Source organism: Aminobacter sp. Piv2-1, from assembly GCF_037625995.1.
Lineage (GTDB): Bacteria > Pseudomonadota > Alphaproteobacteria > Rhizobiales > Rhizobiaceae > Aminobacter.
Genome location: NZ_JARKMU010000006.1, coordinates 175,289 through 197,521, shown reverse-complemented (window position 1 = coordinate 197,521; position 22,233 = coordinate 175,289). Strand labels below are relative to the sequence as shown.

At 65.9% G+C, this 22,233-nt stretch carries 29 protein-coding genes; 12 read left to right on the top strand and 17 right to left on the bottom strand.

Translation table 11 applies throughout. The features are described from left to right. Window positions 1-5 precede the first annotated feature (5 nt). The 10 genes from ruvB to AmiPiv_RS13250 form a co-directional block, all read right to left on the bottom strand. Window positions 6-1,046, bottom strand: coding sequence for a Holliday junction branch migration DNA helicase RuvB (gene ruvB, locus AmiPiv_RS13295; protein ID WP_340037940.1), 1,041 nt, complete (start codon window positions 1,044-1,046; stop codon window positions 6-8). 61 nt (window positions 1,047-1,107) lie between these two features. After that, the gene (locus AmiPiv_RS13290) at window positions 1,108-1,500 is read right to left on the bottom strand and encodes a PIN domain-containing protein (RefSeq protein ID WP_340037939.1); all 393 of its coding nucleotides are present in this window, start codon (window positions 1,498-1,500) and stop codon (window positions 1,108-1,110) included. Next, a complete protein-coding gene (locus AmiPiv_RS13285; protein ID WP_340037938.1) occupies window positions 1,497-1,790 on the bottom strand; it encodes an AbrB/MazE/SpoVT family DNA-binding domain-containing protein in 294 nt (97 codons plus the stop codon). The genes AmiPiv_RS13290 and AmiPiv_RS13285 overlap by 4 nt, the downstream gene beginning before the upstream one ends. A gap of 66 nt (window positions 1,791-1,856) precedes the next feature. Then, window positions 1,857-2,477: a Holliday junction branch migration protein RuvA gene (gene ruvA, locus AmiPiv_RS13280; protein WP_340037937.1), complete on the bottom strand. Its 621-nt coding sequence runs from the start codon at window positions 2,475-2,477 to the stop codon at window positions 1,857-1,859. Between the two features lie 13 nt (window positions 2,478-2,490). Then, window positions 2,491-2,904: a type II toxin-antitoxin system VapC family toxin gene (locus AmiPiv_RS13275; protein WP_340037936.1), complete on the bottom strand. Its 414-nt coding sequence runs from the start codon at window positions 2,902-2,904 to the stop codon at window positions 2,491-2,493. Continuing rightward, window positions 2,885-3,154, bottom strand: coding sequence for an AbrB/MazE/SpoVT family DNA-binding domain-containing protein (locus AmiPiv_RS13270; RefSeq protein WP_340037935.1), 270 nt, complete (start codon window positions 3,152-3,154; stop codon window positions 2,885-2,887). Before AmiPiv_RS13270 ends, AmiPiv_RS13275 begins: the two co-directional genes overlap by 20 nt. A gap of 116 nt (window positions 3,155-3,270) precedes the next feature. After that, window positions 3,271-3,522: an AbrB/MazE/SpoVT family DNA-binding domain-containing protein gene (locus tag AmiPiv_RS13265; RefSeq protein WP_340037934.1), complete on the bottom strand. Its 252-nt coding sequence runs from the start codon at window positions 3,520-3,522 to the stop codon at window positions 3,271-3,273. A gap of 60 nt (window positions 3,523-3,582) precedes the next feature. Next, complete coding sequence (gene ruvC, locus AmiPiv_RS13260; RefSeq protein ID WP_340037933.1) at window positions 3,583-4,104, bottom strand: crossover junction endodeoxyribonuclease RuvC; 522 nt, start codon at window positions 4,102-4,104, stop codon at window positions 3,583-3,585. Between the two features lie 86 nt (window positions 4,105-4,190). Continuing rightward, window positions 4,191-4,724 carry a protease adaptor protein RcdA gene (gene rcdA / locus AmiPiv_RS13255; RefSeq protein ID WP_340037932.1) on the bottom strand — a complete coding sequence of 178 codons (534 nt, stop codon included), beginning with the start codon at window positions 4,722-4,724 and terminating at the stop codon, window positions 4,191-4,193. Window positions 4,725-5,103: 379 nt separating this feature from the next. Further along, the gene (locus tag AmiPiv_RS13250; protein ID WP_340037931.1) at window positions 5,104-5,493 is read right to left on the bottom strand and encodes a hypothetical protein; all 390 of its coding nucleotides are present in this window, start codon (window positions 5,491-5,493) and stop codon (window positions 5,104-5,106) included. A 455-nt stretch (window positions 5,494-5,948) separates the two neighbouring features. On the opposite strand from AmiPiv_RS13250, the gene AmiPiv_RS13245 reads away from it, so the two are divergent. Then, window positions 5,949-6,500 (top strand): DUF2269 family protein, encoded by a 552-nt coding sequence (locus AmiPiv_RS13245; protein ID WP_340037930.1) that lies wholly within the window; start codon window positions 5,949-5,951, stop codon window positions 6,498-6,500. A 42-nt stretch (window positions 6,501-6,542) separates the two neighbouring features. Here the strand turns inward: AmiPiv_RS13245 and AmiPiv_RS13240 are convergent, their stop codons facing one another. Both AmiPiv_RS13240 and AmiPiv_RS13235 read right to left on the bottom strand, forming a co-directional pair. Next, window positions 6,543-8,177: an acyl-CoA synthetase gene (locus tag AmiPiv_RS13240; RefSeq protein ID WP_340037929.1), complete on the bottom strand. Its 1,635-nt coding sequence runs from the start codon at window positions 8,175-8,177 to the stop codon at window positions 6,543-6,545. 54 nt (window positions 8,178-8,231) lie between these two features. Continuing rightward, window positions 8,232-9,002, bottom strand: coding sequence for a sulfite exporter TauE/SafE family protein (locus AmiPiv_RS13235; protein WP_340037928.1), 771 nt, complete (start codon window positions 9,000-9,002; stop codon window positions 8,232-8,234). Window positions 9,003-9,176: 174 nt separating this feature from the next. Here AmiPiv_RS13235 and AmiPiv_RS13230 point away from each other — a divergent pair, with 174 nt between their 5' ends. The 8 genes from AmiPiv_RS13230 (at window position 9,177) to AmiPiv_RS13195 (ending at window position 16,231) form a co-directional block, all read left to right on the top strand. Further along, the gene (locus AmiPiv_RS13230) at window positions 9,177-9,827 is read left to right on the top strand and encodes a thiamine phosphate synthase (RefSeq protein WP_340037927.1); all 651 of its coding nucleotides are present in this window, start codon (window positions 9,177-9,179) and stop codon (window positions 9,825-9,827) included. Beyond that, complete coding sequence (locus tag AmiPiv_RS13225; RefSeq protein ID WP_340037926.1) at window positions 9,827-10,954, top strand: tetratricopeptide repeat protein; 1,128 nt, start codon at window positions 9,827-9,829, stop codon at window positions 10,952-10,954. The genes AmiPiv_RS13230 and AmiPiv_RS13225 overlap by 1 nt, the downstream gene beginning before the upstream one ends. Before the next feature lie 106 nt (window positions 10,955-11,060). After that, complete coding sequence (gene efp / locus AmiPiv_RS13220) at window positions 11,061-11,627, top strand: elongation factor P (RefSeq protein ID WP_340037925.1); 567 nt, start codon at window positions 11,061-11,063, stop codon at window positions 11,625-11,627. Between the two features lie 33 nt (window positions 11,628-11,660). Then, window positions 11,661-12,461 (top strand): inositol monophosphatase family protein, encoded by an 801-nt coding sequence (locus AmiPiv_RS13215; RefSeq protein WP_340037924.1) that lies wholly within the window; start codon window positions 11,661-11,663, stop codon window positions 12,459-12,461. A gap of 76 nt (window positions 12,462-12,537) precedes the next feature. Further along, window positions 12,538-13,227, top strand: a complete 690-nt coding sequence (gene trhA / locus AmiPiv_RS13210; RefSeq protein WP_340037923.1) for a PAQR family membrane homeostasis protein TrhA — start codon at window positions 12,538-12,540, stop codon at window positions 13,225-13,227. 196 nt (window positions 13,228-13,423) lie between these two features. Next, complete coding sequence (locus AmiPiv_RS13205) at window positions 13,424-14,446, top strand: MotA/TolQ/ExbB proton channel family protein (RefSeq protein WP_340037922.1); 1,023 nt, start codon at window positions 13,424-13,426, stop codon at window positions 14,444-14,446. Continuing rightward, window positions 14,447-15,478, top strand: a complete 1,032-nt coding sequence (locus AmiPiv_RS13200; RefSeq protein WP_340037921.1) for a peptidoglycan -binding protein — start codon at window positions 14,447-14,449, stop codon at window positions 15,476-15,478. It begins immediately after the preceding gene. A gap of 351 nt (window positions 15,479-15,829) precedes the next feature. After that, window positions 15,830-16,231, top strand: a complete 402-nt coding sequence (locus AmiPiv_RS13195; RefSeq protein ID WP_340037920.1) for a hypothetical protein — start codon at window positions 15,830-15,832, stop codon at window positions 16,229-16,231. Between the two features lie 46 nt (window positions 16,232-16,277). Here AmiPiv_RS13195 and AmiPiv_RS13190 read toward each other — a convergent pair whose 3' ends face one another. Next, a complete protein-coding gene (locus AmiPiv_RS13190; protein ID WP_340037919.1) occupies window positions 16,278-16,631 on the bottom strand; it encodes a DUF1304 domain-containing protein in 354 nt (117 codons plus the stop codon). A 136-nt stretch (window positions 16,632-16,767) separates the two neighbouring features. Between AmiPiv_RS13190 and AmiPiv_RS13185 the strand changes: the two genes are divergently transcribed. Beyond that, window positions 16,768-18,252 carry a carboxypeptidase M32 gene (locus tag AmiPiv_RS13185; RefSeq protein WP_340037918.1) on the top strand — a complete coding sequence of 495 codons (1,485 nt, stop codon included), beginning with the start codon at window positions 16,768-16,770 and terminating at the stop codon, window positions 18,250-18,252. Between the two features lie 140 nt (window positions 18,253-18,392). Next, the gene (locus AmiPiv_RS13180) at window positions 18,393-20,045 is read left to right on the top strand and encodes an FAD-binding dehydrogenase (protein WP_340037917.1); all 1,653 of its coding nucleotides are present in this window, start codon (window positions 18,393-18,395) and stop codon (window positions 20,043-20,045) included. Between the two features lie 16 nt (window positions 20,046-20,061). Here AmiPiv_RS13180 and AmiPiv_RS13175 read toward each other — a convergent pair whose 3' ends face one another. Beyond that, the gene (locus tag AmiPiv_RS13175; RefSeq protein ID WP_340038109.1) at window positions 20,062-20,283 is read right to left on the bottom strand and encodes a YegP family protein; all 222 of its coding nucleotides are present in this window, start codon (window positions 20,281-20,283) and stop codon (window positions 20,062-20,064) included. A gap of 97 nt (window positions 20,284-20,380) precedes the next feature. Next, the gene (locus AmiPiv_RS13165; RefSeq protein ID WP_340037916.1) at window positions 20,381-20,671 is read right to left on the bottom strand and encodes a BrnT family toxin; all 291 of its coding nucleotides are present in this window, start codon (window positions 20,669-20,671) and stop codon (window positions 20,381-20,383) included. Between the two features lie 208 nt (window positions 20,672-20,879). Between AmiPiv_RS13165 and AmiPiv_RS13160 the strand changes: the two genes are divergently transcribed. Then, window positions 20,880-21,569 (top strand): nitroreductase family protein, encoded by a 690-nt coding sequence (locus AmiPiv_RS13160; RefSeq protein WP_340037915.1) that lies wholly within the window; start codon window positions 20,880-20,882, stop codon window positions 21,567-21,569. Window positions 21,570-21,573: 4 nt separating this feature from the next. Here AmiPiv_RS13160 and AmiPiv_RS13155 read toward each other — a convergent pair whose 3' ends face one another. Then, the gene (locus AmiPiv_RS13155) at window positions 21,574-21,984 is read right to left on the bottom strand and encodes a PIN domain-containing protein (protein ID WP_340037914.1); all 411 of its coding nucleotides are present in this window, start codon (window positions 21,982-21,984) and stop codon (window positions 21,574-21,576) included. Next, complete coding sequence (locus AmiPiv_RS13150) at window positions 21,981-22,211, bottom strand: AbrB/MazE/SpoVT family DNA-binding domain-containing protein (RefSeq protein WP_340037913.1); 231 nt, start codon at window positions 22,209-22,211, stop codon at window positions 21,981-21,983. The genes AmiPiv_RS13155 and AmiPiv_RS13150 overlap by 4 nt, the downstream gene beginning before the upstream one ends. Between the last annotated feature and the right edge of the window lie 22 nt (window positions 22,212-22,233).

The following is a 22,233-nucleotide window of genomic DNA, read 5'->3' as shown; positions in this document are numbered from 1 at the left end:
TCGCGTCAGTCCTCTTCCTGGAACAGGTTGATCTGCTGGACGGCCAGGTCGCGCGGCATGTCGAGCCCGAGATGCTTCCAGGCGTTGGCGGTCAGCATGCGCCCGCGCGGCGTGCGCTGGATGAAGCCTTGCTGGATCAGGTAAGGCTCGATGATGTCCTCGATGGCGTCGCGCGGCTCGGACAGGCCGGCGGCGATGGTCTCGATGCCGACGGGGCCGCCGCCGAAGTTCATCGCGATCATCGACAGATAACGCCGGTCGAGCTGGTCGAGGCCGAGTGAGTCGACTTCGAGCCGCGACAGCGCCTCGTCGGCGATGCGGCGGTCGACGGGGCCGGAACCGGCGACGGCGGCGAAGTCGCGGACGCGGCGCAGCAGGCGGCCGGCGATGCGCGGCGTGCCGCGGGCGCGCCGCGCGATCTCGATGGCGCCGTCGTCGGCGAGCGGCATGCCGAGGATGCGGGCGCCGCGGCGCACGATCAGCTCGAGTTCCTCGACCGTATAGAAATTGAGCCGCGTCGGGATGCCGAAGCGGTCGCGCAGCGGATTGGTGAGCAGGCCAAGCCGCGTGGTGGCGGCGACCAGCGTGAACTTGGCGAGGTCGATCTTCACAGAGCGAGCCGCCGGGCCTTCGCCGATGATCAGGTCGAGCTGGTAGTCCTCCATCGCCGGGTAGAGGATTTCCTCGACCGCCGGGTTCAACCGGTGGATCTCGTCGATGAACAGAACGTCGCGCTCCTCGAGATTGGTCAGCAGCGCTGCGAGATCGCCGGCCTTGGCGATGACCGGGCCCGAGGTCGAGCGGAAATTGACGCCGAGTTCGCGCGCCATGATCTGGGCGAGCGTCGTCTTGCCGAGGCCGGGCGGGCCGACGAACAGCACGTGGTCGAGCGCCTCGCCGCGCTGCTTGGCCGCCTCGATGAATATCTTGAGGTTGGCGCGCGCCGCCGCCTGCCCGACGAACTCGTCGAGCGTCTGCGGCCGCAGGCTGGCATCGGCGTCCTCGCCGCGCTTGTCGGGGGAGATGAGGCGGGGATTGGCAGTCAAGGACTAGCGCTTTCTGAAAGGAATGAGATCCGTCCGTCGCCGGGCAGTTGTGCAACCGCAGTCATGCCAGCAGTTCCATGCCGGGGACAATCTTGGCGGCCTCGCGATCGAATGTGACTGTGGAAGTGAAACCCGCTCGTCGTGCCGAGTGGGAAATGAGATGGTCTGCGATGTCGCCTCGGTCTGCGTGGGCAATGATGCGAGAGAGGGACGCTTCGTCTTCGAAAACAAGCTCTGCCGTTTCGAGCAAGGTCTCGACGAGGAAACGTGCTTTGTCCCGATCGAATCCGTATCTCTGACGCAGTGCCCAGACCAGTTCGGTCAATACGATCAGACTTACGAGGGCTGGGTCTTCTGCCGTACGGGCGTTGAAGAAGGCGGCCGCGGCAGCAAATTGTTGCTCATCATCACGGAGAACGAAACGGAGCAGGACGTTGGTGTCGACTGCCTTCATGTCTTGTTTCCGTGATGTTCGTTCCATTCACGAATGATCCGCGCGTCGTCTTCAGCAACCGCTTGGCCGATGGCCTCATCGATGTCTTCGAGCGTCGCGCCTGCCCCCATGACAGGTTCGCCGAGAATCCCTGCGAGATCGGCGATCCGTTTGTTCTTCGGCAGTGCTACGACCTCACCGTCGCGAACGGTGACAAAGAACTTCGTGCCGGGCGTCAGTGCGAGTTCGTCACGCACGTCCTTCGGAATCGTCAGCTGTCCTTTCGAGGTCATTGTCGTGTAGGCACCCATGTCATACCTCGTCAGAAAGTTCTTACCTTCTAAAAATAGTAAGAAATGTTTCTGCGAGCAATGTTGTCACCGCGCCAGCTCCTTCAGGCCGAAGCGGATCAGCTTGGACGAATCGGCGCCTTCGCCGGCCGTCTTCATCGCGGCGGCGACCGCATTGGCGGCGATGTCGCGCGAATAGCCGAGATTGACCAGCGCCGACACGGCGTCGGCGACAGGGGCGGGGGCCACGCCTTCGCCCAGTTCCTGCTTGAGGCCGATGGTGCCCGAGGCCGAGCCGGCATAGGCCGGCGCCTTGTTCTTGAGTTCGGTGACGATGCGCTCGGCGACCTTCTTGCCCACGCCGGGGGCGCGGCTCACCATGGCGATGTCGCGCAGCGCGATCGCATTGGCGAGGTCGGCCGGCGCCAGCGTCGACAGCACGGCCAGCGCCACCTTTGCGCCGACGCCCTGGACGTTGTTCTGCAGCAGGCGGAACCACTCCCGCTCCAGTTCCGACTGGAAGCCGTAGAGCCGGATCATGTCCTCGCGCACATAGGTCTCGATGTGGAGGACGGCAGCCTCGCCGGGCCCCGACAGCGAGGCCAGCGTCCGCGCCGAGCAATAGGCGACGTAGCCCACGCCATGCACGTCGAGCACGCAGTAGTCCTCGCCGATCTCGTCGACCGTGCCCTTCAACTTGCCGATCATGTGGTGCGTCCCGTCATGGATGGGTGTCAGGTGCGATGATGTCGAGGTCGGGGAAGTAGCTGCGATAGCGCGTGGCGTCTCGGGTCAGAAGCCTGTGTCCCGCCACCAGCGCATGCGCCCCGATCAGGAAGTCGGGCAGGGTGCGATCGTGGCTGCCGCCATTCTGGCGATATGCCAGATGGGCCTTGCCCGCTGCGAAAGCCGCCTCGTAGGGGATCTGCGCCTTGTGGACGGCGAGGCCTGCCAGCGATTCCGCAAGATCCGCTTCCGTCGGAAATCGTACCGAGATTTCCGACCAGATGACTGGATTGACGACAAGGGCGGCGACGCTTCCCTCCCTCACGAGGTTGCTACGCGACCAGCCGCTTGCCGGGCCGCCTTGGAACATGTCCAGGAAGATGTTGGAATCAACGAGGACCGAGGTCATCGCGCGGCCCCCTCAGCCACTCCATATATTCGTCTGTCGTCATGCCGCCGAGGTCGATCGTCCCGGCCACCTTGTCCGCCCAGGCACTGATGGCCTTTGCCCGGCGCTGCCGCGCCTCGTCGTCCTCGAGCGCTACCAGCGTGACCACACCGTCGGACACGACAAAATCCACCTCCGAGCCGGGCTCGATGCCGAGCCGGTCGCGGATCTCCTTGGGGATGGTCACCTGGCCTTTTGTGGTCACGCGCATGGTAATACCTCGTAGGTATTACTTATCTGCCGCATGAGAACAAGTCAAGAACATGGCGCTGCTACGGGACGGCCTGCCAGCTGGCACAGGCAGCGGATCCGTCCCGTGGTACGGCGCTACCTCTCCCGCGCCAACGCAAACAGCTCGTCCGCGCCGATTCCCGGTTCGACGGTTCCTTCCAGCCGGTCCAGTATCGCCAGGAAGCGGTCGAGCCGGTCGCGCTCGGCAAGCCGGCCGATCTCATCCTTGGGAACGATGGTGATCTTGCCGCCCTCGATGCCGAAGATCACTTCGGTATTCGCCACGATGCCGAAGGTCTCGCGCAGGTCGCGCGGAATCGTCACCTGGCCCTTGCTGGTCACGCGCATGGAATCATTCCTCTTCTTGCCGGCAAGAAATGATTCAGCGATGAGAACAAGTCAAGAACATCAAGCCTGGGCAGCTGCCAGCTCGGCCAACCGATAACTCGGGCTCTGGCGGTGGTGCGCGTGGCAGATGGCGATCGCCAGCGCGTCGGCGGCGTCGGCGGTGTCGAAGCCGGCCTTGGGCAGCAGCACTTTGACCATCATGGCGATCTGCTTCTTGTCGCCGTGGCCGACGCCGATGACCGCCTTCTTGACGGCGTTGGGCGAATACTCGGCGACCGCCAGCCCGGCGCGGGCCGGCACCAGCATGGCGATGCCGCGTGCCTGGCCGAGCTTCAGCGTGGCGGTCGCGTCCTTGTTGACGAAGGTCGCCTCGACCGCGGCCTCATGCGGCATCTCGCGATGGATCACGTCGGCGAGGCCGTCATGCAACTGGCACAGCCGGCTGGCGAGCGCCGCCTTGTCGTCGGAGCGCACCGTGCCGGCGGCAACGAAGCGCAGCGAATTGCCGAGCGATTCGATGATGCCCCAGCCGGTGCGCCTGAGCCCCGGGTCGATGCCTATGATGCGAATCGTCTCTCTCATCCGCGAACTCTATCTCCACGGAGGCAAGACGCCAGACAAATGTGAACAAACCGGAAACAATCCCTGCCATGCGGCGGGGAACCGCGTCAGTTGCGGGCGAAGGCCGTGTTGAGCAGGTTGATCTGGTCGGAGACCGGATTGCTGCGACGCATCGGCTGAACCGGCATCACGGTCGCGCCGGTTCCGTAGATCTCCTCGTCCATGCGCCGGACCAGCGCCTGCAGCCGCAGCGAGCGGCGCACGAGGTCGACGAAATCGGCGGGCAGCTCGTTCCAGCCGGCGGCATCGTCATGAGCGGAGGCGGTGTCCAGCCTGACCTTGGATTTTTCCGAGGCGACCTGGTCGCGGGTCATCTCGCCGGAGTTGGCCGCCCGCTGCAGCAGCAGCCAGGAGGCGATCTGCATCAGCCGTGTCGTCAGCCGCATCGATTCGGCGGCATAGAGGGTCGCTGCCAGTCGCGACAGTTTCTTCGCCTCGACCCGGCCGGCGCCGTCGAGATATTCGGCCGCGCGCTCCACCAGCCCCATGCCCTCGTTGTAGAGGGGCTTGAAGGAGGGCGAAAAGACCCGCCGCTCGGCGAGCTTGATGGTGTTCGCGCTTTCCCTCGAAGGCTCGTTCATTACTGATACCCTGCATCCCTGGCTCGCGACCCGCCCGTCTCTCGCGACGGATTCTGCGCGCGCCTGCTCCTAATACGCCAAGCCCGTTGAAAATGCGCTTCCGCTCGGCTGAACGCAAGCGCATGTTTAACAAAGGGTTAACGCCGCGGTTGGCCGGCAACTCTCCCGCACGCCGCAGCGCGAAAAAAAAAGAGCCGCGGAAATGCGCGGCTCTCAGGAGTTTAACAGGGAGGCGTCAAACAAAGTGGCTCCAACCACTCGGTAAGAATCCAGATGACTGGATGCCCACAGTAAAACACTGGAATGCTTAATGGAGGCTTAAGGCTGACGCCGATTTGTCCCCCACTGTCCCGGCACGGCACAGTGCCGGCACGATCCGCTAGTTTGCCGGCTGCGATTTCCAGACGGTCGGCAGGGCGATGAAGACGAACAGGAACATCGCCGCGTAGAAGCCCATCGACGAAGCCGCGACGACCGGCTCGATCGCCGGGTTGCCGCCGAGCAGGAAGAACAGGCCGACGAGCAGGCCGATGCCGCTCACTGCCGTGAGCCAGAAATGCACCGTTGCCAGCGCCTTGTCGCGGGCGGCCGGGAACAGGTGGTAGAAGAAGGCGAAGACCGACGACATCAGCCAGCCCGCCACCATGGTGTGGGCGTGCACCGGCATCTGGGTGTGATCCTGGCTGATCGACATGTACAGCCCCAGCGCCATGCCGGCGAGTGCGTAGATGACGGCGAGCGTGAAGAAATTCCGTGCGACCCCTTGCATACCTTTGCTCCGATTGCCTTTTCCCCCCGCAGGGAATGGGTTGTTGAGTGGGCAGACCGCGGCAAGCGGCCGGTACCGGCGCATTTGCACCGGCGATGTTTCCGCCGCATGCCGCGCGATCCTGCGGCTTGCTTCCGATGGTTACACTGGTTGGCGAGGTGGCCGTTTCCTCCCCACGGCCCGCTGAAGCCGCACCGCGGATTGGGCGGCGCGGCCAAGCATAGCATGACCCGGCCGGCCTTTGCCCCAGCTCTGCACCGGGAATGGGGTTGCAAGAGTGGAATTCCACGGATTTCCGCGCCCGCGCGCGTCCCGAATCCGGCCCGGAAACAAGGATGGCCTTCCGCCGACACACTGCCGAAACAGCCCCGGTGCTATTTGCCGCCGCCGAAAATCAGCGGTGCCTGAAGTGGCAGCCCGCCTCTTCGGCCAACCGGATGGAAAGGTTCGGAACGATGGATTTCTATTCAGTGGTGAAGTTCCTGCACGTCGTGGCGGCCACCGTCTGGGTCGGCGGCGGCTTTGCGCTCATGCTGCTTGCGGTGCGCGCCGACCGTGCCGGCGACACCCAAGGCATGCTGCAGGTCATGCGCTCGGTCGGCGAGCTCGGCAACAGGCTGTTCATGCCGGCCTCGCTGGCCACGCTGCTGCTCGGGCTCGTCATGTGCTGGTTCTGGGTCGGTTTCGCCGACGTCTGGATCATCATCGGCCTCGCCGGCTATGCGGCCACCTTCCTGATCGGCACGCTGGTGTTCAAGCCGACGGCCGACCGCATGTCGGCGCTCATCGCCCGCGAAGGCGTCACGCCAGCCGTGCTGGACAACGGTCGCCGCATCCTCAAGGTGGCGCGCTTCGACTACGCGGTGATGCTGGTCATCGTCGCCGACATGGTGCTCAAGCCGACACCATCCGACGTGCCCGTCCTGCTGGCCATGGCCGCGGTGTTCGGGCTCGGACTGTGGGCGGCCTTCGACGGGTTGCGTCCGGCTGCCGCGGCGGCCGCCTGAGACGAGATGCGGCGGCCTCCGGGGTCGCCGCATCCGTCGTCATTACTGCCTGGCCATGTCGCGCAGGCGGAATTTCTGGATCTTGCCGGTCGAAGTTTTCGGGATTTCGGCGAAGATCACCGCCTTCGGCACCTTGAAGCGGGCGAGCAGCGAGCGGCAGTGCTCGATGATCTCGGCCTCGGTCGCCGCCTTGCCCGGCTTCAGTTCGACATAAGCCACCGGCACCTCGCCCCATTTGTCGTCGGCACGGGCGACCACGCCGCAGGACGCGACCGCCGGATGCTTGTAGAGCGCGTCCTCGACCTCGATGGACGAGATGTTCTCGCCGCCCGAGATGATGATGTCCTTGGAGCGGTCCTTGAGCTGGATGTAGCCGTCCGGATGCATCACGCCGAGGTCGCCCGAGTGGAACCAGCCGCCGGCGAAGGCCTCGTCGGTGGCCTGCCCGTTCTTGAGGTAGCCCTTCATGACGATGTTGCCGCGGAACATGACCTCGCCGATGGTCTCGCCGTCGGCGGGCGTCTTCTCCATCGTCTCCGGGTTCATCACCCTCAGGTCCTCGAGCGCGGCATAGCGCACGCCCTGGCGCGCCTTCCTGGCGGTGCGCGCGCCCTTGTCGAGCCCGTCCCATTCGCCGTGCCATTCGTTGACCACTGCGGGACCGTATGTCTCGGTCAGCCCGTAGAGGTGGGTGACGGCGAAGCCGGCGTCGGCCATGCCTGAAAGCACCGCCTCGGGCGGCGGTGCGGCGGCCGTATTGAAGGTCACGACTTGCGGAAATTCCCGCTTGTCCTCGTCCCTGGCGTTGATCAGCAGCGACATGACGATGGGTGCGCCGCAGAGATGGGTGACGCCGTGGTCGGCGATGGCGTCGTACATCTGCCTGGCGCGTACCCATCGCAGGCAGACATGGGTGCCGGCCTGCACGGCAAGCGTCCACGGGAAGCACCAGCCGTTGCAATGGAACATCGGCAGCGTCCAGAGATAGACGCAGTGCTTGCCCATGCCGGCATGGATGGTGTTGGTGTAGGCCATCAGGGCCGCGCCCCGGTGATGGTAGACCACGCCCTTGGGATTGCCGGTGGTGCCCGAGGTGTAGTTGAGCGAGATCGCGTCCCACTCGTCGTCGGGCATGGACCAGGCAAAGGCCTCGCTCCCCGAGGCGACGAAGGCCTCGTAGTCGAGGCTGCCGATGCGCTCGCCCTTGGGGTAGGGGGCATCCTCGGGATACTCGGGATCGTCGTAGTCGATGACGAGCGGCTTCACCTTGGCGAGCGCCAGCGCCTCCTTCATCACGCCCGAGAACTCGCGGTCGACGATCAGGAGCCTGGTCTCGGCATGGTCGAGCTGGAAGGCGATGATCGCCGCATCCAGCCGCGTGTTGAGCGCGTGCAGCACCGCCCTGGTCATCGGCACGCCGAAATGCGCTTCGAGCATCGGCGGGGTGTTGGACAGCATGACGGTCACCGTGTCGCCCTTGCCGATGCCCTTGGCGGCAAGGGCCGAGGCCAGCTTCAGCGACCGCTGCCACAATTCGCGATAAGCGAGCCGCAGGTTGCCATGGATCACCGCGACATGGTCGGGGAAGGTCTTGGCCGCGCGCTCCAGGAAACTCAGCGGCGTCAGCGGCTGGTGGTTGGCGGGGTTCTTGTCGAGGTTGTCCTCGTACTTGCCCATGGCGTTCCTCCCTTGTCGTCCCGAGCCTATGTTGCCGCCCCGGCGGGGTCATCCTCACATAAAGTCGCGTACCCCGTCGTAAAGCAGCTTCACGGCGACGAGCGCCACCGTGGCGTAGGTGAAGGGGTAGAAGATCTCCGGCCGCATCCGGCGCACCAGCCAGGCGCCGGCAAGCGTGGCCAGCGGCGCCAGCGGCATCAGCGCAAGCGAAGCGGTCAGGTTGGTGGCGTCGAACTGGCCGAGCGCGAAATAGGGCACCAGCTTGATGGCGTTGGTCACCGCGAAGAAGATCACGCTGGTGCCCGTCAGCAGCTTCGGGTCGAGCTTGAGCGGCAGGGTGTAGACCTGGAAGGGCGGGCCGCCGACATGGGCGACGAAGCTGGTGAAGCCGGCGACCGAGCCCCAGAAGGCACCGGCTGTCCCGTTCGGCTGGGACTTGTGGTCGGCACCGTGTCGGAGGCTCGTATAGGCCCAGCGCGCCACGAAGGCGATGGCGATGGCGCCGACGATGAAACGCACCATGTCCACCGTCACCGTCGAGGCGGTCAGCCAGCCGACGCCGATGCCCAGAACCGAGCCGGGCAGCATCTGCCGCAGGATCGTGCGGTCGAAGACGCCGCGCCATGTCCACAGCGAGACGATGTCCATGAGGATGAGGATGGGCAACAGGATCGCCGCCGCCTGCACCGGCGACATCGCCAGCGCCATCAGCGGCACGCCGACGAAGCCGACCGCGCCGCCGAAGCCGCCCTTCGACAGGCCGACGAGAATCACCGCCGGAACGGCGGCTGCGTAGAACCATGGATCGAGGAGAAGCGCGGTCATGGAGAGCCCCTGTCAACGCCCCATAGCGGCATTGCCGCCGGTTGGCGAGAGCCGCGCCTGTCTTTTCATATGCTTGGGCCGGGCCGTGCGTCCTGTTCAACGGCGGCACTTTGTTCTATGCCCCAATGCAAACATGTTCGCCTTGCATAGGCGACAGCATCCGGATCGAGGAAGATGAACCCAGACACGCCGCCCAATCGCTGCCGCATCGTGCTGATTGTGCCGCCGTCCGTGCCGCCGCTCGCGGTCGAGGCGGCCCTCGGCGGCGGCGACGTCGCCTCGCTGATCCTGACGGCCGAAGGTGTCGACGAAGCTTCGTTCCAGGGCTTCGCCGAGAAGGTCGCCGCCACGGCGCGCGGCGCCGGCGTGGCCGTCGTGGTTGCCGGGGATACCCGCATCGCCGGACGGATCCATGCCGACGGCATCCACGTCGAAGGTCGCAGGGAAGAGCTTGCCGATGCCATCGAGCGCCACCAGGACCGCCTCATGGTCGGCACCGGCGGCGCCAAGACGCGCGACGACGCGCTCGAGCTGGGCGAGGAGCGTCCCGACTACATGTTCTTCGGCCGCTTCGGCTACGACAACAAGCCCGAACCGCATCCGCGCAACTTGTCGCTGGGCGAGTGGTGGGCCGAGATGATCGAGATTCCGTGCATCGTCATGGGCGGTTCCGACGTCGCGTCCGTCCAGGCCGTGGCCGCGACCGGCGCCGAATTCGTCGCCCTGTCGGCGGCGGTGTTCGGCGATGGCGTCGATCCGCGCGACGCGGTGGCACGCGCCAATGCCATGCTCGACGAGACCGCCCCGAGCTTCGGGGAACAGTGATGCGGCGCCCGGGCCTTCTCGCTGCAACACTGTGTCTGGGCATTGGGCTCCAGCCCGCTGCCGCGGTGGAGGGCGGGCTGCTCGACCCTTCGGACGCCGGAGCCGTGCCTGCGCTCGGCAAGCCTGCCGAGACGATCGATCCGAGCCGTTTCGGGCCGGCCCCGGCGGAGGGGGTGGCACCCGCGACGAAGACGACGCCGGCCGGGCAGCCTGAGGCAGATCCCGCGTCTCCGTCCGATCTCGGAGCCAATCCGACTGCAAAGGCGCCCGACGGCATCGATCCCAACCGCTTCGGGGGCAAGGCCACCGACGAACCGTATGGCGCGTTCCAGCGCGGCCTCTACAAGACCGCCTACAATCTGGGCCTGCCGCGGGCCGAGGCAGGCGATGCTGCGGCGCAGACGCTGATCGCCGAGATACTCTCCCGCGGCCTGGGCATGCCTCGCAACGATACCGAGGCTGCCAAATGGTACCAGCGCGCCGCCGAGCAGGGCGTGCCCGAGGCGCAGTTCCAATATGCGCTGCTGCTGCTCGACGGCAAATACGTCACCCGCGACGAGAAGGCGGCAACCGCGCTGATGCAGGCGGCGGCCGAGGCCGGAAACCGCTACGCGCAGTTCAATTATGCCCAGATGCTGGTGCAGCGCGAGGCCGGCGAGAAAGGCCTCGTCAAGGCCGTCCCCTATTACGAGCGGTCCGCCGAGACCGGACTTGCGGATGCGCAATATGCGATGGCGCAGGTCTACGCCAACGGCGTCGGCGGCAAGCTGCGCGACGACCGCCGGGCGCGGCTGCTGCTCGTCCAGGCCGCACGTCAGAACTACGACACGGCGCAGTTCGACCTGTCGCTCTGGATGGTCGACGGGCGCGGCGGCGACCGCGACCTGAAATCGGCCTTCGGCTGGATGAAGCTCGCGGCCGATAGCGGCAACGTTGCCGCGCGCAACCGCCTCGCCAAGTTCTACATGGGCGGCATCGGCGTAGATCCGGATCCGATCCTGGCAGGCGCATGGTACATCGTGGCGCGGCGCGCCGGCCTGACCGATCCCGAAATGGACGATTTTCTGCGCGGCCTCACCGACGACGAGATGAGGCAGGCGCTGGAACGGGCCAACCGCATCCGCTGATTGTCGCGAAAAGCGCGACTTCTCTTGCCTAGAAGGGCATTTTGTGGTCTTGGGAGCGCCGATGGCGCCCCTTCGGCGGCGCAATGCTCTCTTCCGGAATCAAATCATGGCCAAGATCAACGGCAACGAAATCCGTCCCGGCAACGTCATCGAGCATGACGGCGGCCTGTGGGTGGCGGTCAAGACCAACGCGGTGAAGCCCGGCAAGGGCGGCGCCTACAACCAGGTCGAACTCAAGAATCTCATCAACGGCACCAAGCTCAACGAACGCTTCCGTTCGGCCGAGACCGTCGAGCGCGTCCGCCTCGAACAGAAGGACTTCTCCTTCCTCTACGAGCAGGGCGATGCGCTGGTGTTCATGGACACCGAGAGCTACGAACAGCTCGAGCTGCTCAAGGATTTCGTCGGCGACCGCGCCGCCTTCCTGCAGGACGGCATGATGGTGACCGTCGAGCTCTATGAAGAGCGTCCGATCGGTATCGCGCTGCCCGACCAGGTGACGCTGACCATCACCGAAGCCGACCCCGTCGTGAAGGGCCAGACGGCCGCCTCGTCCTACAAGCCGGCCGTGCTCGAAAACGGTGTCCGCGTCCTGGTGCCTCCCTTCATCTCGTCGGGCGAGCGCATCATCGTCGACACCAATGAGATCACCTACGTCCGCCGCGCGGACTGATCTCGTCAACCTGAAGTCCTGAGGGTCTAGAGAATGGCGCGTTCGGCGATCATCAATGTCATGGTGCAGGCCGCAATGAAGGCCGGCCGGTCGCTGGCGCGCGACTTCGGCGAGGTGCAGAACCTGCAGGTCTCGCTGAAGGGGCCGGGCGACTACGTCTCCCAGGCCGACCGCAAGGCCGAGGACATCATCTTCACCGAGCTTGCCAAGGCCCGTCCCGGCTACGGCTTCCTGATGGAAGAGCGCGGCGCTGTCGAGGGCGAGGACAGCCAGCACCGCTGGATCGTCGATCCGCTCGACGGCACCACCAACTTCCTGCACGGCATCCCGGTGTTCTCGATCTCGATCGCGCTGGAGCGCCAGGGCCAGATCGTCGCCGCGGTGGTCTACAACCCGGCGATGGACGAGCTCTACACCGCCGAGCGTGGCGGTGGTGCGTTCCTCAACGACCGTCGCCTGCGCGTATCGGGGCGCACCAAGCTCACGGACGCGGTCATCGGCTGCGGCGTGCCGCATCTCGGCCGCGGCCACCACGGCAACTTCCTGCTCGAACTGCGCAACGTCATGGCCGAGGTGGCCGGCGTCCGTCGCCTCGGCTCGGCCGCGCTCGACCTCGCCTATGTCGCCGCCGGTCGCATGGACGGCTTCTGGGAGACGGCGCTGTCGCCCTGGGACGTCGCTGCCGGCATCCTCTTGGTGCGCGAGGCCGGCGGCTTCGTCTCCGACGGCAAGGGTGGCCAGGACATGCTCGAGGGCGGTTCGATCGTCGTCGGCAACGAGCTCATCCACAAGGCCCTGCTCAAGACGCTGAAGAAGCCGGTCACCCCGCGCTGACCCTCTTGGCCCTTTTGGCTACCTTGCCTACCCCGCCTGCGCCCGGCCATATTGGTCTCAGGCGCAGGGGCGAGCGATGACGGACGATTTCCGCACGGCCGAGGCTTCCGTGCCCGTCACCGGGCGCTTCGCCCTTTCGCGCGCCGAACTCATCGCCGACGGGGTGGTGCATGTGGTCGGCATCGTGCTGGCCATCGCCGCCGGCTCGACGCTGCTTTCCGTGTCGGCCTTCCACGCGGCATTCGGCGAGTACATCGCGGCTGTGTTCTTCGTCGTCGCGCTGCTCACCTCCCTGTCGGTGTCGCTCGCCTATAATCTCTGGCCGGTCTCGCCGGCGAAATGGGTGCTGCGCCGCTTCGACCACGCCGGCATCTTCCTTCTGATCGCGGCCACCTATACGCCGTTCCTGGCGCAGCTGCCCGATCACGCCACCGCCGCCTGGATGGCCGGTGTCGTCTGGGTCGCGGCGATTGTCGGCATATGGGTCAAGCTTTTCCTGCCCGGGCGCTTTGACCGGCTCGCGCTCGTCTTCTATCTCGCGCTCGGCTGGAGCGGCATCGTCGTGGCGCGGCCGCTCGGTGCCGCCCTGCCGCCGGCCACGCTCTGGCTGCTGCTGGCCGGGGGCGTCGTCTATTCCTGCGGCGTGATGTTCTATGCCCGCCACGGCTTGCGTTTCCAGAGCGCGGTGTGGCACGGCTTCGTCATCACCGGGGCAGGCCTGCATGTGGCGGCGATGATCGACCTTCTGGTGGTGGCGCGGCTCTGATTGCGCGTCGGCTGCGCGCAAGCGTCTTTCATTTTCGTCACATTTCCGCTTACAGTCTTGGTCCATTGATGCATCGGTCCGATGCCGGGGTCGGCTTGGGCGGCGCGATGCGCAAACACTTGGTTCCAGAGCGCCCCAGCCGCCTCCGTTCGAGGCGCGGCGCCCTGACCGCGGGGAATTGGAAACCGGGGCGCCGATGGCATTGTTGAAATCACTCGGGTCGGGCAGAGGCTCGGACGTCCTCAGCTACGATCCGCACCGCCTGTCCAGTCCGCAGGTGTTCCTGCTGACGATGATCATCTTCCTAGCGATCGTCGCCTTCATCGCTGCGATCCTGACGCGCCAGATTTCGAACGCCTTCGTCACCAACCCGGGTCTCAACGGCCTGATCATCGGCGTGCTCGTCGTCGGCATCGGGCTGGCTTTCGTGCAGGTCGGGCGGCTGTTCCGCGAAGTGCGCTGGGTCAATTCCTTCCGCGCCGGCTCCGAGGTCACCGAGCCGGTGCTGCTCGCGCCGATGAAGGCGATGCTCAGCCGCTCCTCGTCGATGGCGTTTTCGGCCAGTTCGATGCGCACGATGCTCGATTCGATCGCCACCCGCCTCGACGAGACGCGCGACGTCTCTCGCTACCTCGTCGGCCTGCTCGTCTTCCTCGGCCTGCTCGGCACCTTCTGGGGCCTGTTGCAGACCATCGGTTCGATCGGCGACACCATCCAGGCGCTCGATCCGGGCTCCGGCGATGCCGCCGCGGTGCTCGAGGCGCTCAAGGCGGGCCTCGCCGCACCGCTGCAGGGCATGGGCACGGCGTTCTCGTCGTCGCTCTTCGGCCTGTCCGGCTCGCTCGTGCTGGGCTTCCTCGATCTCCAGGCCGGCCGCGCCCAGACGCGCTTCTACACCGAACTCGAGAACTGGCTGTCGACCGTCACCGACCTCTCCTCCGACATCGTCGTCGCCGATGCCAAGAACGGCTCGTCCTCCGACGAGATCCGCGTGCTCTCCGAGCGCCTGCGTCACCTGCAGGAGCAGGGCGGTTCCAATCCGCGCGTCGCCGCCGCCATGGCCAACCTCGCCGACGGCATCTCCGGCCTGGTCAAGAACATGCGCAGCGAGCAGCAGATCATGCGCGACTGGGTCGAAGCCCAGTCCGACGAACAGAAGGCCATGCGCACCACGCTCGAAAAGATCGCCGACGCCCTCAAGAAAGAGGGAGTCCACTAGGTGGCATTGGCGCGCGGGCGGCGCGGCGACCGCCGCATCGACTACTGGCCGGGCTTCGTCGACGCGCTGTCGACGCTGCTGCTGGCCATCATGTTCCTGCTTTCGGTCTTCGTGCTGGCGCAGTTCCTGCTCAGCCGCGAGATTTCCGGCAAGGACGAGGTGCTCAACCGGCTGAATTCCCAGATCAACGAGCTGACCCAGCTTCTGGCGCTGGAGAAATCGAATTCGCAGGATGCCGAGGATGCGCTCGCCAACCTGCAGGCATCCCTGTCCTCCGCCGAAGCCGAAAAGAGCCGGCTCGAGCAACTGCTGGCGCAAGGCGCGGGTGCAGGCGACGCGGCCAACGTGCGCATCGGCGAGCTTTCCGGCCAGCTCGACAGCGAGCGCCAGATCAGCCAGCGGGCGCTCAGCCAGGTCGAATTGCTCAATCAGCAGATTTCGGCGCTGCGCAAGCAGATTGCGGCGCTCGAGGAGGCGCTCGACGCTTCGGAGGCGCGCGACAAGGAATCCAACACCAAGATCGCCGACCTCGGCCGCCGCCTCAACGTGGCGCTGGCCCAGCGCGTGCAGGAGCTGAATCGCTATCGCTCCGACTTCTTCGGCCGTCTGCGCGAGATCCTTTCCGACCGCGAGAACATCCGCATCGTCGGCGACCGCTTCGTATTCCAGTCTGAGGTCTTGTTCCCGACCGGCTCGGAGCAGATCAACGACGCCGGCAAGGTCGAGATGAAGAAGCTCGCCGACGCGATCATCGAGCTGCAGAAGGAAATCCCGCCCGAGATCAACTGGGTGCTGCGCGTCGACGGTCACACCGACAACATCCCGCTTTCGGGTACCGGGCGGTATCGCGACAACTGGGAGCTTTCTTCGGCGCGCTCGACCTCGGTGGTGAAATTCCTGATCGAGAACGGCGTGCCGGCCAACCGGCTGGTGGCTGCCGGCTTCGGCGAATTCCAGCCGCTCGACGCCGCCGACACGCCCGAGGCGCGCTCTAAGAACCGCCGCATCGAACTCAAGCTCACCGAGCGCTGAAGCACTTTGCAGCCAGGCGGAATCGTCTGGCGTTGCGCGGACGCGGCTCAGAAAACTGCTCGGCGGCGGAATGGCATTCGTCAGAATGCCGCCGCTCTCGATCAAGAGTTCGTGCGCGGCCCGACATGCCCCAACTGGGGCGGAGTTGCGGCAGCCGGGAGCCGATTGCGGCTGCGGCGGGCCCGCAAACATTATCTTTTCTTAATTTGGCTCGGCGCGGGGTGCGGACCTAGACTCCCCCGGCAGCCTGGGAACCGCCGGCGATGGCCTCCCACCGCGACGCGACGGAACCGGACGGGCTGCTCGGTGCGGGGAGCAATGGCTCCCCGACAATCTTCGGGAGACGCGACCATGCGCTCTTTGACCTTCAGGACTGCCCTTGCCGCTCTGCTCATCTCCACGCCGCTTGCCGCGGCCTATGCGGCCTCTCCGCACGAACCGCATTTCCGTTCCGTCGAACGCGACGACCACGGTACCGACGCCGCGCCGCTCCCCACCTATGTGCCGGGCGGCCAGCTCAGCGCCGTGCTCAACGACCTGCGCGATACCAATGCCCGCATCGTTTCCGACCGCAAGGCGAAGCTGATCACGCCGGCTGAGGCGCGTGGGCTCGAAGCGCGGATCGCGGCGATCCGCAAGTCGGCGGTCGCCGATGCCGCCAGCGGTATGATCCCCGGCGGCGAATACCGTCAGCTCATGGCGCAGATCACCGGGCTGAATGACCAGATCGGTCGCGACGCCATGCGCGGCTGACGCCGCGACGACGCAATAGCGCTCCCCGGAGCGATCCGGGGGGCGCCTACCAGCCCAGCCACAGCGCCAGCAGCGCCGCGGCCGCCGGCAGGGTCTGGATGAACAGGATCTTGCGGCTTACGGTCGCCGCGCCGAACAGCCCGGCGATGGCGACGCAGACCAGGAAGAAGACCTGCACTGCCCGGCCTGATTCTCCTAGCACCAGCCCCCACAGCAGTCCGGCCACGAGAAAGCCGTTGTAGAGGCCCTGGTTGGCGGCCAACACGCGCGAGGCCTTGGCGAAGTCGGGCTGGAGGCCGAAGGCCTTGTGGCCGCGCGGCGTGTCCCACAGCACCATTTCCAGATAGACGATGTAGAGATGGATGAGGGCCACAAGCCCGACCAGTGCCTTAGCCAGCATCGTTTCCTGCCTCCCTCTCTGGCCCTCTACCTCACCACACCGGGCGCATGCCGGACAAGCCTGGACCAGCCGAACGGGCTTGCGGCGCGGCCGTGTTTGGTATCCTTTCGGCCCTTTCCGCAACACAGGAGTCGCCATGTCCTTTGCCAAGCTCGACGAACTCGGCCGCAAGCTCGAAGCCTTGGAACACGCGCTCGCCATCCTCGGGGCCGACGAGGCGACCCATATGGCGGTCGGCGGCGGCGCCAAGCGCGCGGAGGCGATGTCGGCGCTGGCCGGCATGCACCACCGCCAGGCCACCGCGCCCGAGATCGCCGACTGGATCGTCGCGGCGGAGAAGGAGGTCCTGAACGAGGAGCAGGCGGCAGCGCTTAAGGAATTCCGCCGCCAGTACACCAACATGACCTGCCTTCCGTCCGAATTCGTCGAGCGCTTCACCGCGGCGCGGCTGCGCTCGGAGCAGCTGTGGCGCGACCTCAGGGCAAAGAACGACTGGGCGGGCTTCGAACCGGCGCTGGAGGGCGTGGTCACGCTGGTGCGCGAGGAGGCTGCGTTGCGCTCGGACGCGCTGGGGCTCGATCCCTACGACGCGTTGATGGAACAATACGACCCGGGCAACCGGACGGCCGACATCACGCCGGTCTTCGCCGACCTGAAGGGGTTCCTGAAGGACTTCGTTCCCGAGGCGCTTGCGGTGCAGCAAGAGCGGCGTGCCAGCAACCCGGTGCGCCCGCTGTCCGGCGTCTATGCGGTCGAGCGCCAGCGCGAACTCGGGCTGGCGATGATGGCGGCAATCGGCTTCGACCTCACCCGCGGCAGCCTGTCGGTGTCGCACCACCCCTTCTGCGGCGGCGTGCCGACCGACGTGCGCATCACCACGCGCTACAAGACCGGCGATTTCCTGTCCGCCCTGATGGGCGTGCTGCACGAGACCGGGCACGCGCTCTACGAACAGAACCTGCCCCAGGCCTGGTCGCACTGGCCGCTCGGCAAGGCGCGCGGCATGGCGGTGCACGAGAGCCAGAGCCTGTTCGTCGAAAAGCAGCTCGGCCGCAATCCGGCCTTCTGGCGCTGGGCGCTGCCGCTGGTCGACCAGCACCTCGGCGAAAGCTGGTCGCTCGCCGAGATCCTGCCACATGTGCACCAGGTCGAGCGCGGCCTGATCCGCGTCGACGCCGACGAGGTCACCTATCCGCTGCACGTCATCCTGCGCTACGAGCTGGAGCAGGAGCTGGTCGCCAGCCGCCTGGCGGTGTCGGACCTTCCCGAGGCGTGGGACGCCAAGATGCGCGACTATCTCGGCCTGTCCACCATCGACGACCCGGCCGACGGCCCGATGCAGGACGTGCACTGGCCGGGCGGCGCCTTCGGCTATTTCCCTTCCTACACGCTGGGCGCGATGATGGCGGCACAGCAATGGGCGGCGATCGTCAGGCAGCATCCGGCCGTCGACGACGAGATCGCCAGGGGCCATTTCGAGACGATCAACGAATGGCGCCACAAGAACATCTGGTCGCAAGGTTCGCGCTGGTCGACGCCGCAATTGCTCGAACGCGCCACGGGCGAAAAGCTGAACGCGACTTACTTCACCGCCCATCTCAAGAAGCGCTACGGGCGCTGAGCGGCCGGGCAAGACTTGCCAAAGGCGCCGCAAGCACGGCGCCTTTCCGCAGCGGTATCTCGAAGTTCCGACTTTCCGCTTGAACTTGCGGACCATTCCCCGAAACTCGCATCCAAACCACGAGACCTTGGGAGGGGCAGGTGGCGGAACGGGCGGATGCGATTGTCGTGGGCGGCGGGATCGCCGGTCTCGTTGCCGCGGCCGAACTCGCCGACACGGGCAAGCGCGTCGTCATCCTCGAGCAGGAGGGCGCCAATTCGCTCGGTGGCCAGGCCTTCTGGTCGCTCGGCGGCCTGTTCTTCATAGACAGCCCCGAGCAGCGGCGCATGCGCATCCGTGACAGCCGCGAACTTGCCATGCAGGACTGGCTGGGTTCGGCGCAGTTCGACCGGCCCGAGGATTTCTGGCCGCGCAAGGTCGCGGAAGCCTTCGTCGATTTCGCCGCCGGCGAGATGCGTCCCTGGCTCCACGCGCAGGGCATGCGCTGGTTCCCGGTCGTAGGCTGGGCCGAGCGCGGCGGCGCGCTTGCGCATGGCCATGGCAATTCGGTGCCACGCTTCCATGTCACCTGGGGCACCGGTCCCGGCGTGCTCGAGCCGTTCCTGCGCCGGGTGCGGGAACACGAAGCGGCTGGCCGCATCGCGCTCAGGTTCCGCCACCAGGCAAGCCGGCTGATTAAGACCAACAATGCGGTGACCGGCGTCGCCGGCGAGGTCCTCGAGCCATCGACCGTCGAGCGCGGCCAGCGATCGAGCCGCGCCGTGATCGGCGATTTCGAGGTTCACGCGGGCGCCGTCGTGGTCACCTCCGGCGGCATCGGCGGCAACCATGACCTCGTCCGCAAGGCCTGGCCGGTTGATCGCCTCGGCCCGCCGCCCACGAAGATGGTCGCCGGCGTGCCGCATCATGTCGACGGCCGCATGATCGCGATCACGGAAGCCGCCGACGGCACCGTCATCAACCGCGATCGCATGTGGCACTACACCGAGGGGTTGACCAACTGGAGCCCGATCTGGCCGAACCACGGCATCCGCATCCTGCCCGGCCCGTCGTCGCTGTGGTTCGACGCGCTCGGCGAGCGGCTCGCGGCGCCGTTCCTGCCCGGCTTCGACACGCTCGGCACGCTCGGGCGCATCCTTTCGACCGGCCACGACTATTCCTGGTTCGTGCTGACCCAGAAGATCATCAAGAAGGAGTTCGCGCTCTCCGGCTCCGAACAGAACCCGGACCTGACCTCGAAGCGCTGGATCGAGGTTCTGAAGAGCCGCCGCGCCAAGGGCGCGCCGCCTTCGGTCGAGGCCTTCAAGCAACACGGCGAGGACTTCGTCGTCCGCGACAGCCTGCCGGAACTGGTCGCAGGCATGAACGCGCTCGTCGGCAGCGACCTCATCGACCATGACCGCCTGCACGCCCAGATCGCCGCCCGCGACCGCGAGATCGACAATCCCTTCTCCAAGGACGCTCAGGTCACGGCGATCCATGGGGCGCGGAAATATCTCGGCGACCGGCTGGTGCGCACGGCGAGGCCGCACAAGATCCTCGACCCGGCCAACGGCCCGCTGATCGCCGTCCGCCTCAACGTGCTGACGCGCAAGACGCTGGGCGGCCTGCACACCAATCTCGACGGCCAGGTGCTGGATTCAGCCGGCGAGCCGGTCCCCGGCCTCTACGCGGCGGGCGAGGTCGCCGGCTTCGGCGGCGGCGGCTACCACGGCTACAACGCGCTCGAAGGCACGTTCCTCGGCGGCTGCATCTTCTCGGGCAGGAATGCGGGGAGGTTTGCTGGCGCCTGAAATCGTTGGGGATGGCTCAGGCTGCTACGTCGGAGATTGCAGCGCGGTCGGCGTTGGCGCGAATGGACTCGATCGCCTTGAGGGCTTCCGTCTTCGACTGGAATGCTTCGGAACTGAAGACCACCTCGCCGCCGGCTGCGAGAAATCGAAAATGGAAGCTGCCGGAGCGGTCCTTGTAGATCTCGAAGCGGAACGCCGTTGTTCTGCTCGGAGCCGGCTGCTCCTTGCTGGCACGCACAACAACCGATCTGGCTCCCGACAGGTCGAATTCGGTCAGGTCAGCCTCGTCGACAAAGCGCTCGGCTTCCTCGTCGGTCGCAAAGTCAGGAAGAGGCTTAAGCTTTTTGCTGCTCATAGTGCCTGATTTCCCTTGCGTGCATGTATCTGGCGCTGATCGGGCGGAGCAATTCTAGGCCACGCAGTTCACGGATGCAAAACACGATGAAGATGTGTTGTCCTTGACCGTCACGCCCGATCGCGCGGAAGCGGTGCTCATCGGAGTCGAAGGGATCGTCGAAAATGTCGAGTTCTCCGTCGAAGACCGATTCGATTTGAGCCTTGGAAAGCCCATGCTTGGCGCATTTGGGCCAATTGCCGTCATCCCAGTCGAAACCGTCGATTCTCATTGATCAGAATTGGAGGTGACATGGTGGTCATGGAAAGTGTCGATGCAACAATAAGTAAATATCGTTATGAGGGAAAGTGCGGAGCGCTGCTGATCTGCGAGAGAGTTCGGTTGCTTTCGCAGAAAGCTTGGAGAAGCTGCCCGATTGACGAATGCCGTCGTGCCGCCCAAGTTGTCCGCTGCCAACCCTGCATGACGAGCAACAGACGATGACCATACAGTCCGCCCACGCCTACCGCGCCGTGCCCTTGCCCGACTACGTCGAAAAGCCGGTCGAGGAGATGCGCGCCGGGGCCCAGGCCTTCTACGACGAGATCCGCACGCGCCACACCGTCCGCGATTTCTCCACCCGGCCGGTGCCGCGCGACATCATCGAGACCTGCATCCTCGCCGCGGGCACCGCGCCCAACGGCGCCAACCACCAGCCCTGGCATTTCGCCGTCATCGGCGATGCCGATATCAAGCGGCAGATCCGCGAGGCGGCCGAAGTCGAGGAGCGCGCCTTCTACGAGGGCAGGGCGGGCGAGGAGTGGCTGAAGGCGCTGGCGCCGCTCGGCACCGATGCGTCGAAGCCCTTCCTCGAGGAAGCACCCTGGCTGATCTGCGTCTTCGGCGAGCGCAAGAGCCGCTCGGCCGACGGCGTCGCCCGCAAGAACTACTACGTGCCGGAATCGGTCAGCATCGCCACCGGCTTCCTGATCGCGGCGCTCCACCGCGCCGGGCTTGCAACGCTCACGCATACGCCCAACCCGATGAGCTTCCTCAACGAGATCTGCGGCCGCGACCCGCACGACAAGCCCTATATCCTGATGGTCGTCGGCTATCCGAAGGACGGTGCCACCATCCCGGCGCATGCGATGGAAAAGCGCCCGCTGTTGGAGATCGCGACCTTCCTCTGAGGCGCTACTCCACCATGAAAGGATTGGCGATCCGCAGCCGTCCATCGATGACGCGGCCGTGCTGCATGTCTTCAGACCACAGTGTCGTGCAGTTGGCGCGCAGGGCCGCGGCGACCACCAGCGCATCGTAGAACGACAGGTTGTTGCGCTGCGCCTGGACAAGGGCTTCGGCGTGCGTTTCCGCGTCGAGGGGGAGGATGCGGGGGCAGAGCGTGCGAATGATCGAGATGGCGGCGCCGATCTCTTCCCAATTCATGCCGAGCTTGCGGCGGGCGACATTGGCGAACTCGTTCAGACCCTGGACACCGACCGAGCAGCCTTTGGCCAGCAATTCCTCTGCCGTTTTCCCGCGCGGATCGGTGCTGAAGGCATAGACGAGGATGTTGGTGTCGAGAAGCTCGTCGGGCGCGCTCATCGGGCGTTGGCTTCGTCGCGGTCGAAGCTCCAGCCTTTGGGCAGCGGCTTCCGCAGCGACTGGATGCGCTCGAGCGCCCGCGCGCGGCTGCGGTCGCGTTCGATGTCGAAGGCGCGTTCACCCGCGACGCGGATGTCGATCTCGTCGCCTTCCTTCAGATCCAGCGCCTCGACCACCTGGGCCGGCAGGCGGATGGCGAGGCTGTTGCCCCATTTCGAAACCTGCATGGCAACCTCCATGATATACGGC

Excerpts from the sequence above, each read along its gene's own strand:
- AmiPiv_RS13150 (WP_340037913.1), bottom strand. The coding sequence starts at position 22,211 with ATGCAGGTTTCGAAATGGGGCAACAGCCTCGCCATCCGCCTGCCGGCC.
- ruvC (WP_340037933.1), bottom strand. The coding sequence starts at position 4,104 with ATGAGAGAGACGATTCGCATCATAGGCATCGACCCGGGGCTCAGGCGC.
- AmiPiv_RS13240 (WP_340037929.1), bottom strand. The coding sequence starts at position 8,177 with ATGGGCAAGTACGAGGACAACCTCGACAAGAACCCCGCCAACCACCAG.
- AmiPiv_RS13195 (WP_340037920.1), top strand. The coding sequence starts at position 15,830 with ATGCGCTCTTTGACCTTCAGGACTGCCCTTGCCGCTCTGCTCATCTCC.
- AmiPiv_RS13160 (WP_340037915.1), top strand. The coding sequence starts at position 20,880 with ATGACCATACAGTCCGCCCACGCCTACCGCGCCGTGCCCTTGCCCGAC.
- rcdA (WP_340037932.1), bottom strand. The coding sequence starts at position 4,724 with ATGAACGAGCCTTCGAGGGAAAGCGCGAACACCATCAAGCTCGCCGAG.
- trhA (WP_340037923.1), top strand. The coding sequence starts at position 12,538 with ATGACGGACGATTTCCGCACGGCCGAGGCTTCCGTGCCCGTCACCGGG.
- AmiPiv_RS13235 (WP_340037928.1), bottom strand. The coding sequence starts at position 9,002 with ATGACCGCGCTTCTCCTCGATCCATGGTTCTACGCAGCCGCCGTTCCG.
- AmiPiv_RS13185 (WP_340037918.1), top strand. The coding sequence starts at position 16,768 with ATGTCCTTTGCCAAGCTCGACGAACTCGGCCGCAAGCTCGAAGCCTTG.
- AmiPiv_RS13275 (WP_340037936.1), bottom strand. The coding sequence starts at position 2,904 with ATGACCTCGGTCCTCGTTGATTCCAACATCTTCCTGGACATGTTCCAA.
- AmiPiv_RS13165 (WP_340037916.1), bottom strand. The coding sequence starts at position 20,671 with ATGAGAATCGACGGTTTCGACTGGGATGACGGCAATTGGCCCAAATGC.
- AmiPiv_RS13225 (WP_340037926.1), top strand. The coding sequence starts at position 9,827 with ATGCGGCGCCCGGGCCTTCTCGCTGCAACACTGTGTCTGGGCATTGGG.
- AmiPiv_RS13265 (WP_340037934.1), bottom strand. The coding sequence starts at position 3,522 with ATGCGCGTGACCAGCAAGGGCCAGGTGACGATTCCGCGCGACCTGCGC.
- AmiPiv_RS13250 (WP_340037931.1), bottom strand. The coding sequence starts at position 5,493 with ATGCAAGGGGTCGCACGGAATTTCTTCACGCTCGCCGTCATCTACGCA.
- AmiPiv_RS13270 (WP_340037935.1), bottom strand. The coding sequence starts at position 3,154 with ATGCGCGTGACCACAAAAGGCCAGGTGACCATCCCCAAGGAGATCCGC.
- AmiPiv_RS13155 (WP_340037914.1), bottom strand. The coding sequence starts at position 21,984 with ATGAGCGCGCCCGACGAGCTTCTCGACACCAACATCCTCGTCTATGCC.
- AmiPiv_RS13205 (WP_340037922.1), top strand. The coding sequence starts at position 13,424 with ATGGCATTGTTGAAATCACTCGGGTCGGGCAGAGGCTCGGACGTCCTC.
- AmiPiv_RS13290 (WP_340037939.1), bottom strand. The coding sequence starts at position 1,500 with ATGAAGGCAGTCGACACCAACGTCCTGCTCCGTTTCGTTCTCCGTGAT.
- efp (WP_340037925.1), top strand. The coding sequence starts at position 11,061 with ATGGCCAAGATCAACGGCAACGAAATCCGTCCCGGCAACGTCATCGAG.
- AmiPiv_RS13190 (WP_340037919.1), bottom strand. The coding sequence starts at position 16,631 with ATGCTGGCTAAGGCACTGGTCGGGCTTGTGGCCCTCATCCATCTCTAC.
- AmiPiv_RS13230 (WP_340037927.1), top strand. The coding sequence starts at position 9,177 with ATGAACCCAGACACGCCGCCCAATCGCTGCCGCATCGTGCTGATTGTG.
- AmiPiv_RS13215 (WP_340037924.1), top strand. The coding sequence starts at position 11,661 with ATGGCGCGTTCGGCGATCATCAATGTCATGGTGCAGGCCGCAATGAAG.
- AmiPiv_RS13285 (WP_340037938.1), bottom strand. The coding sequence starts at position 1,790 with ATGGGTGCCTACACGACAATGACCTCGAAAGGACAGCTGACGATTCCG.
- AmiPiv_RS13245 (WP_340037930.1), top strand. The coding sequence starts at position 5,949 with ATGGATTTCTATTCAGTGGTGAAGTTCCTGCACGTCGTGGCGGCCACC.
- ruvA (WP_340037937.1), bottom strand. The coding sequence starts at position 2,477 with ATGATCGGCAAGTTGAAGGGCACGGTCGACGAGATCGGCGAGGACTAC.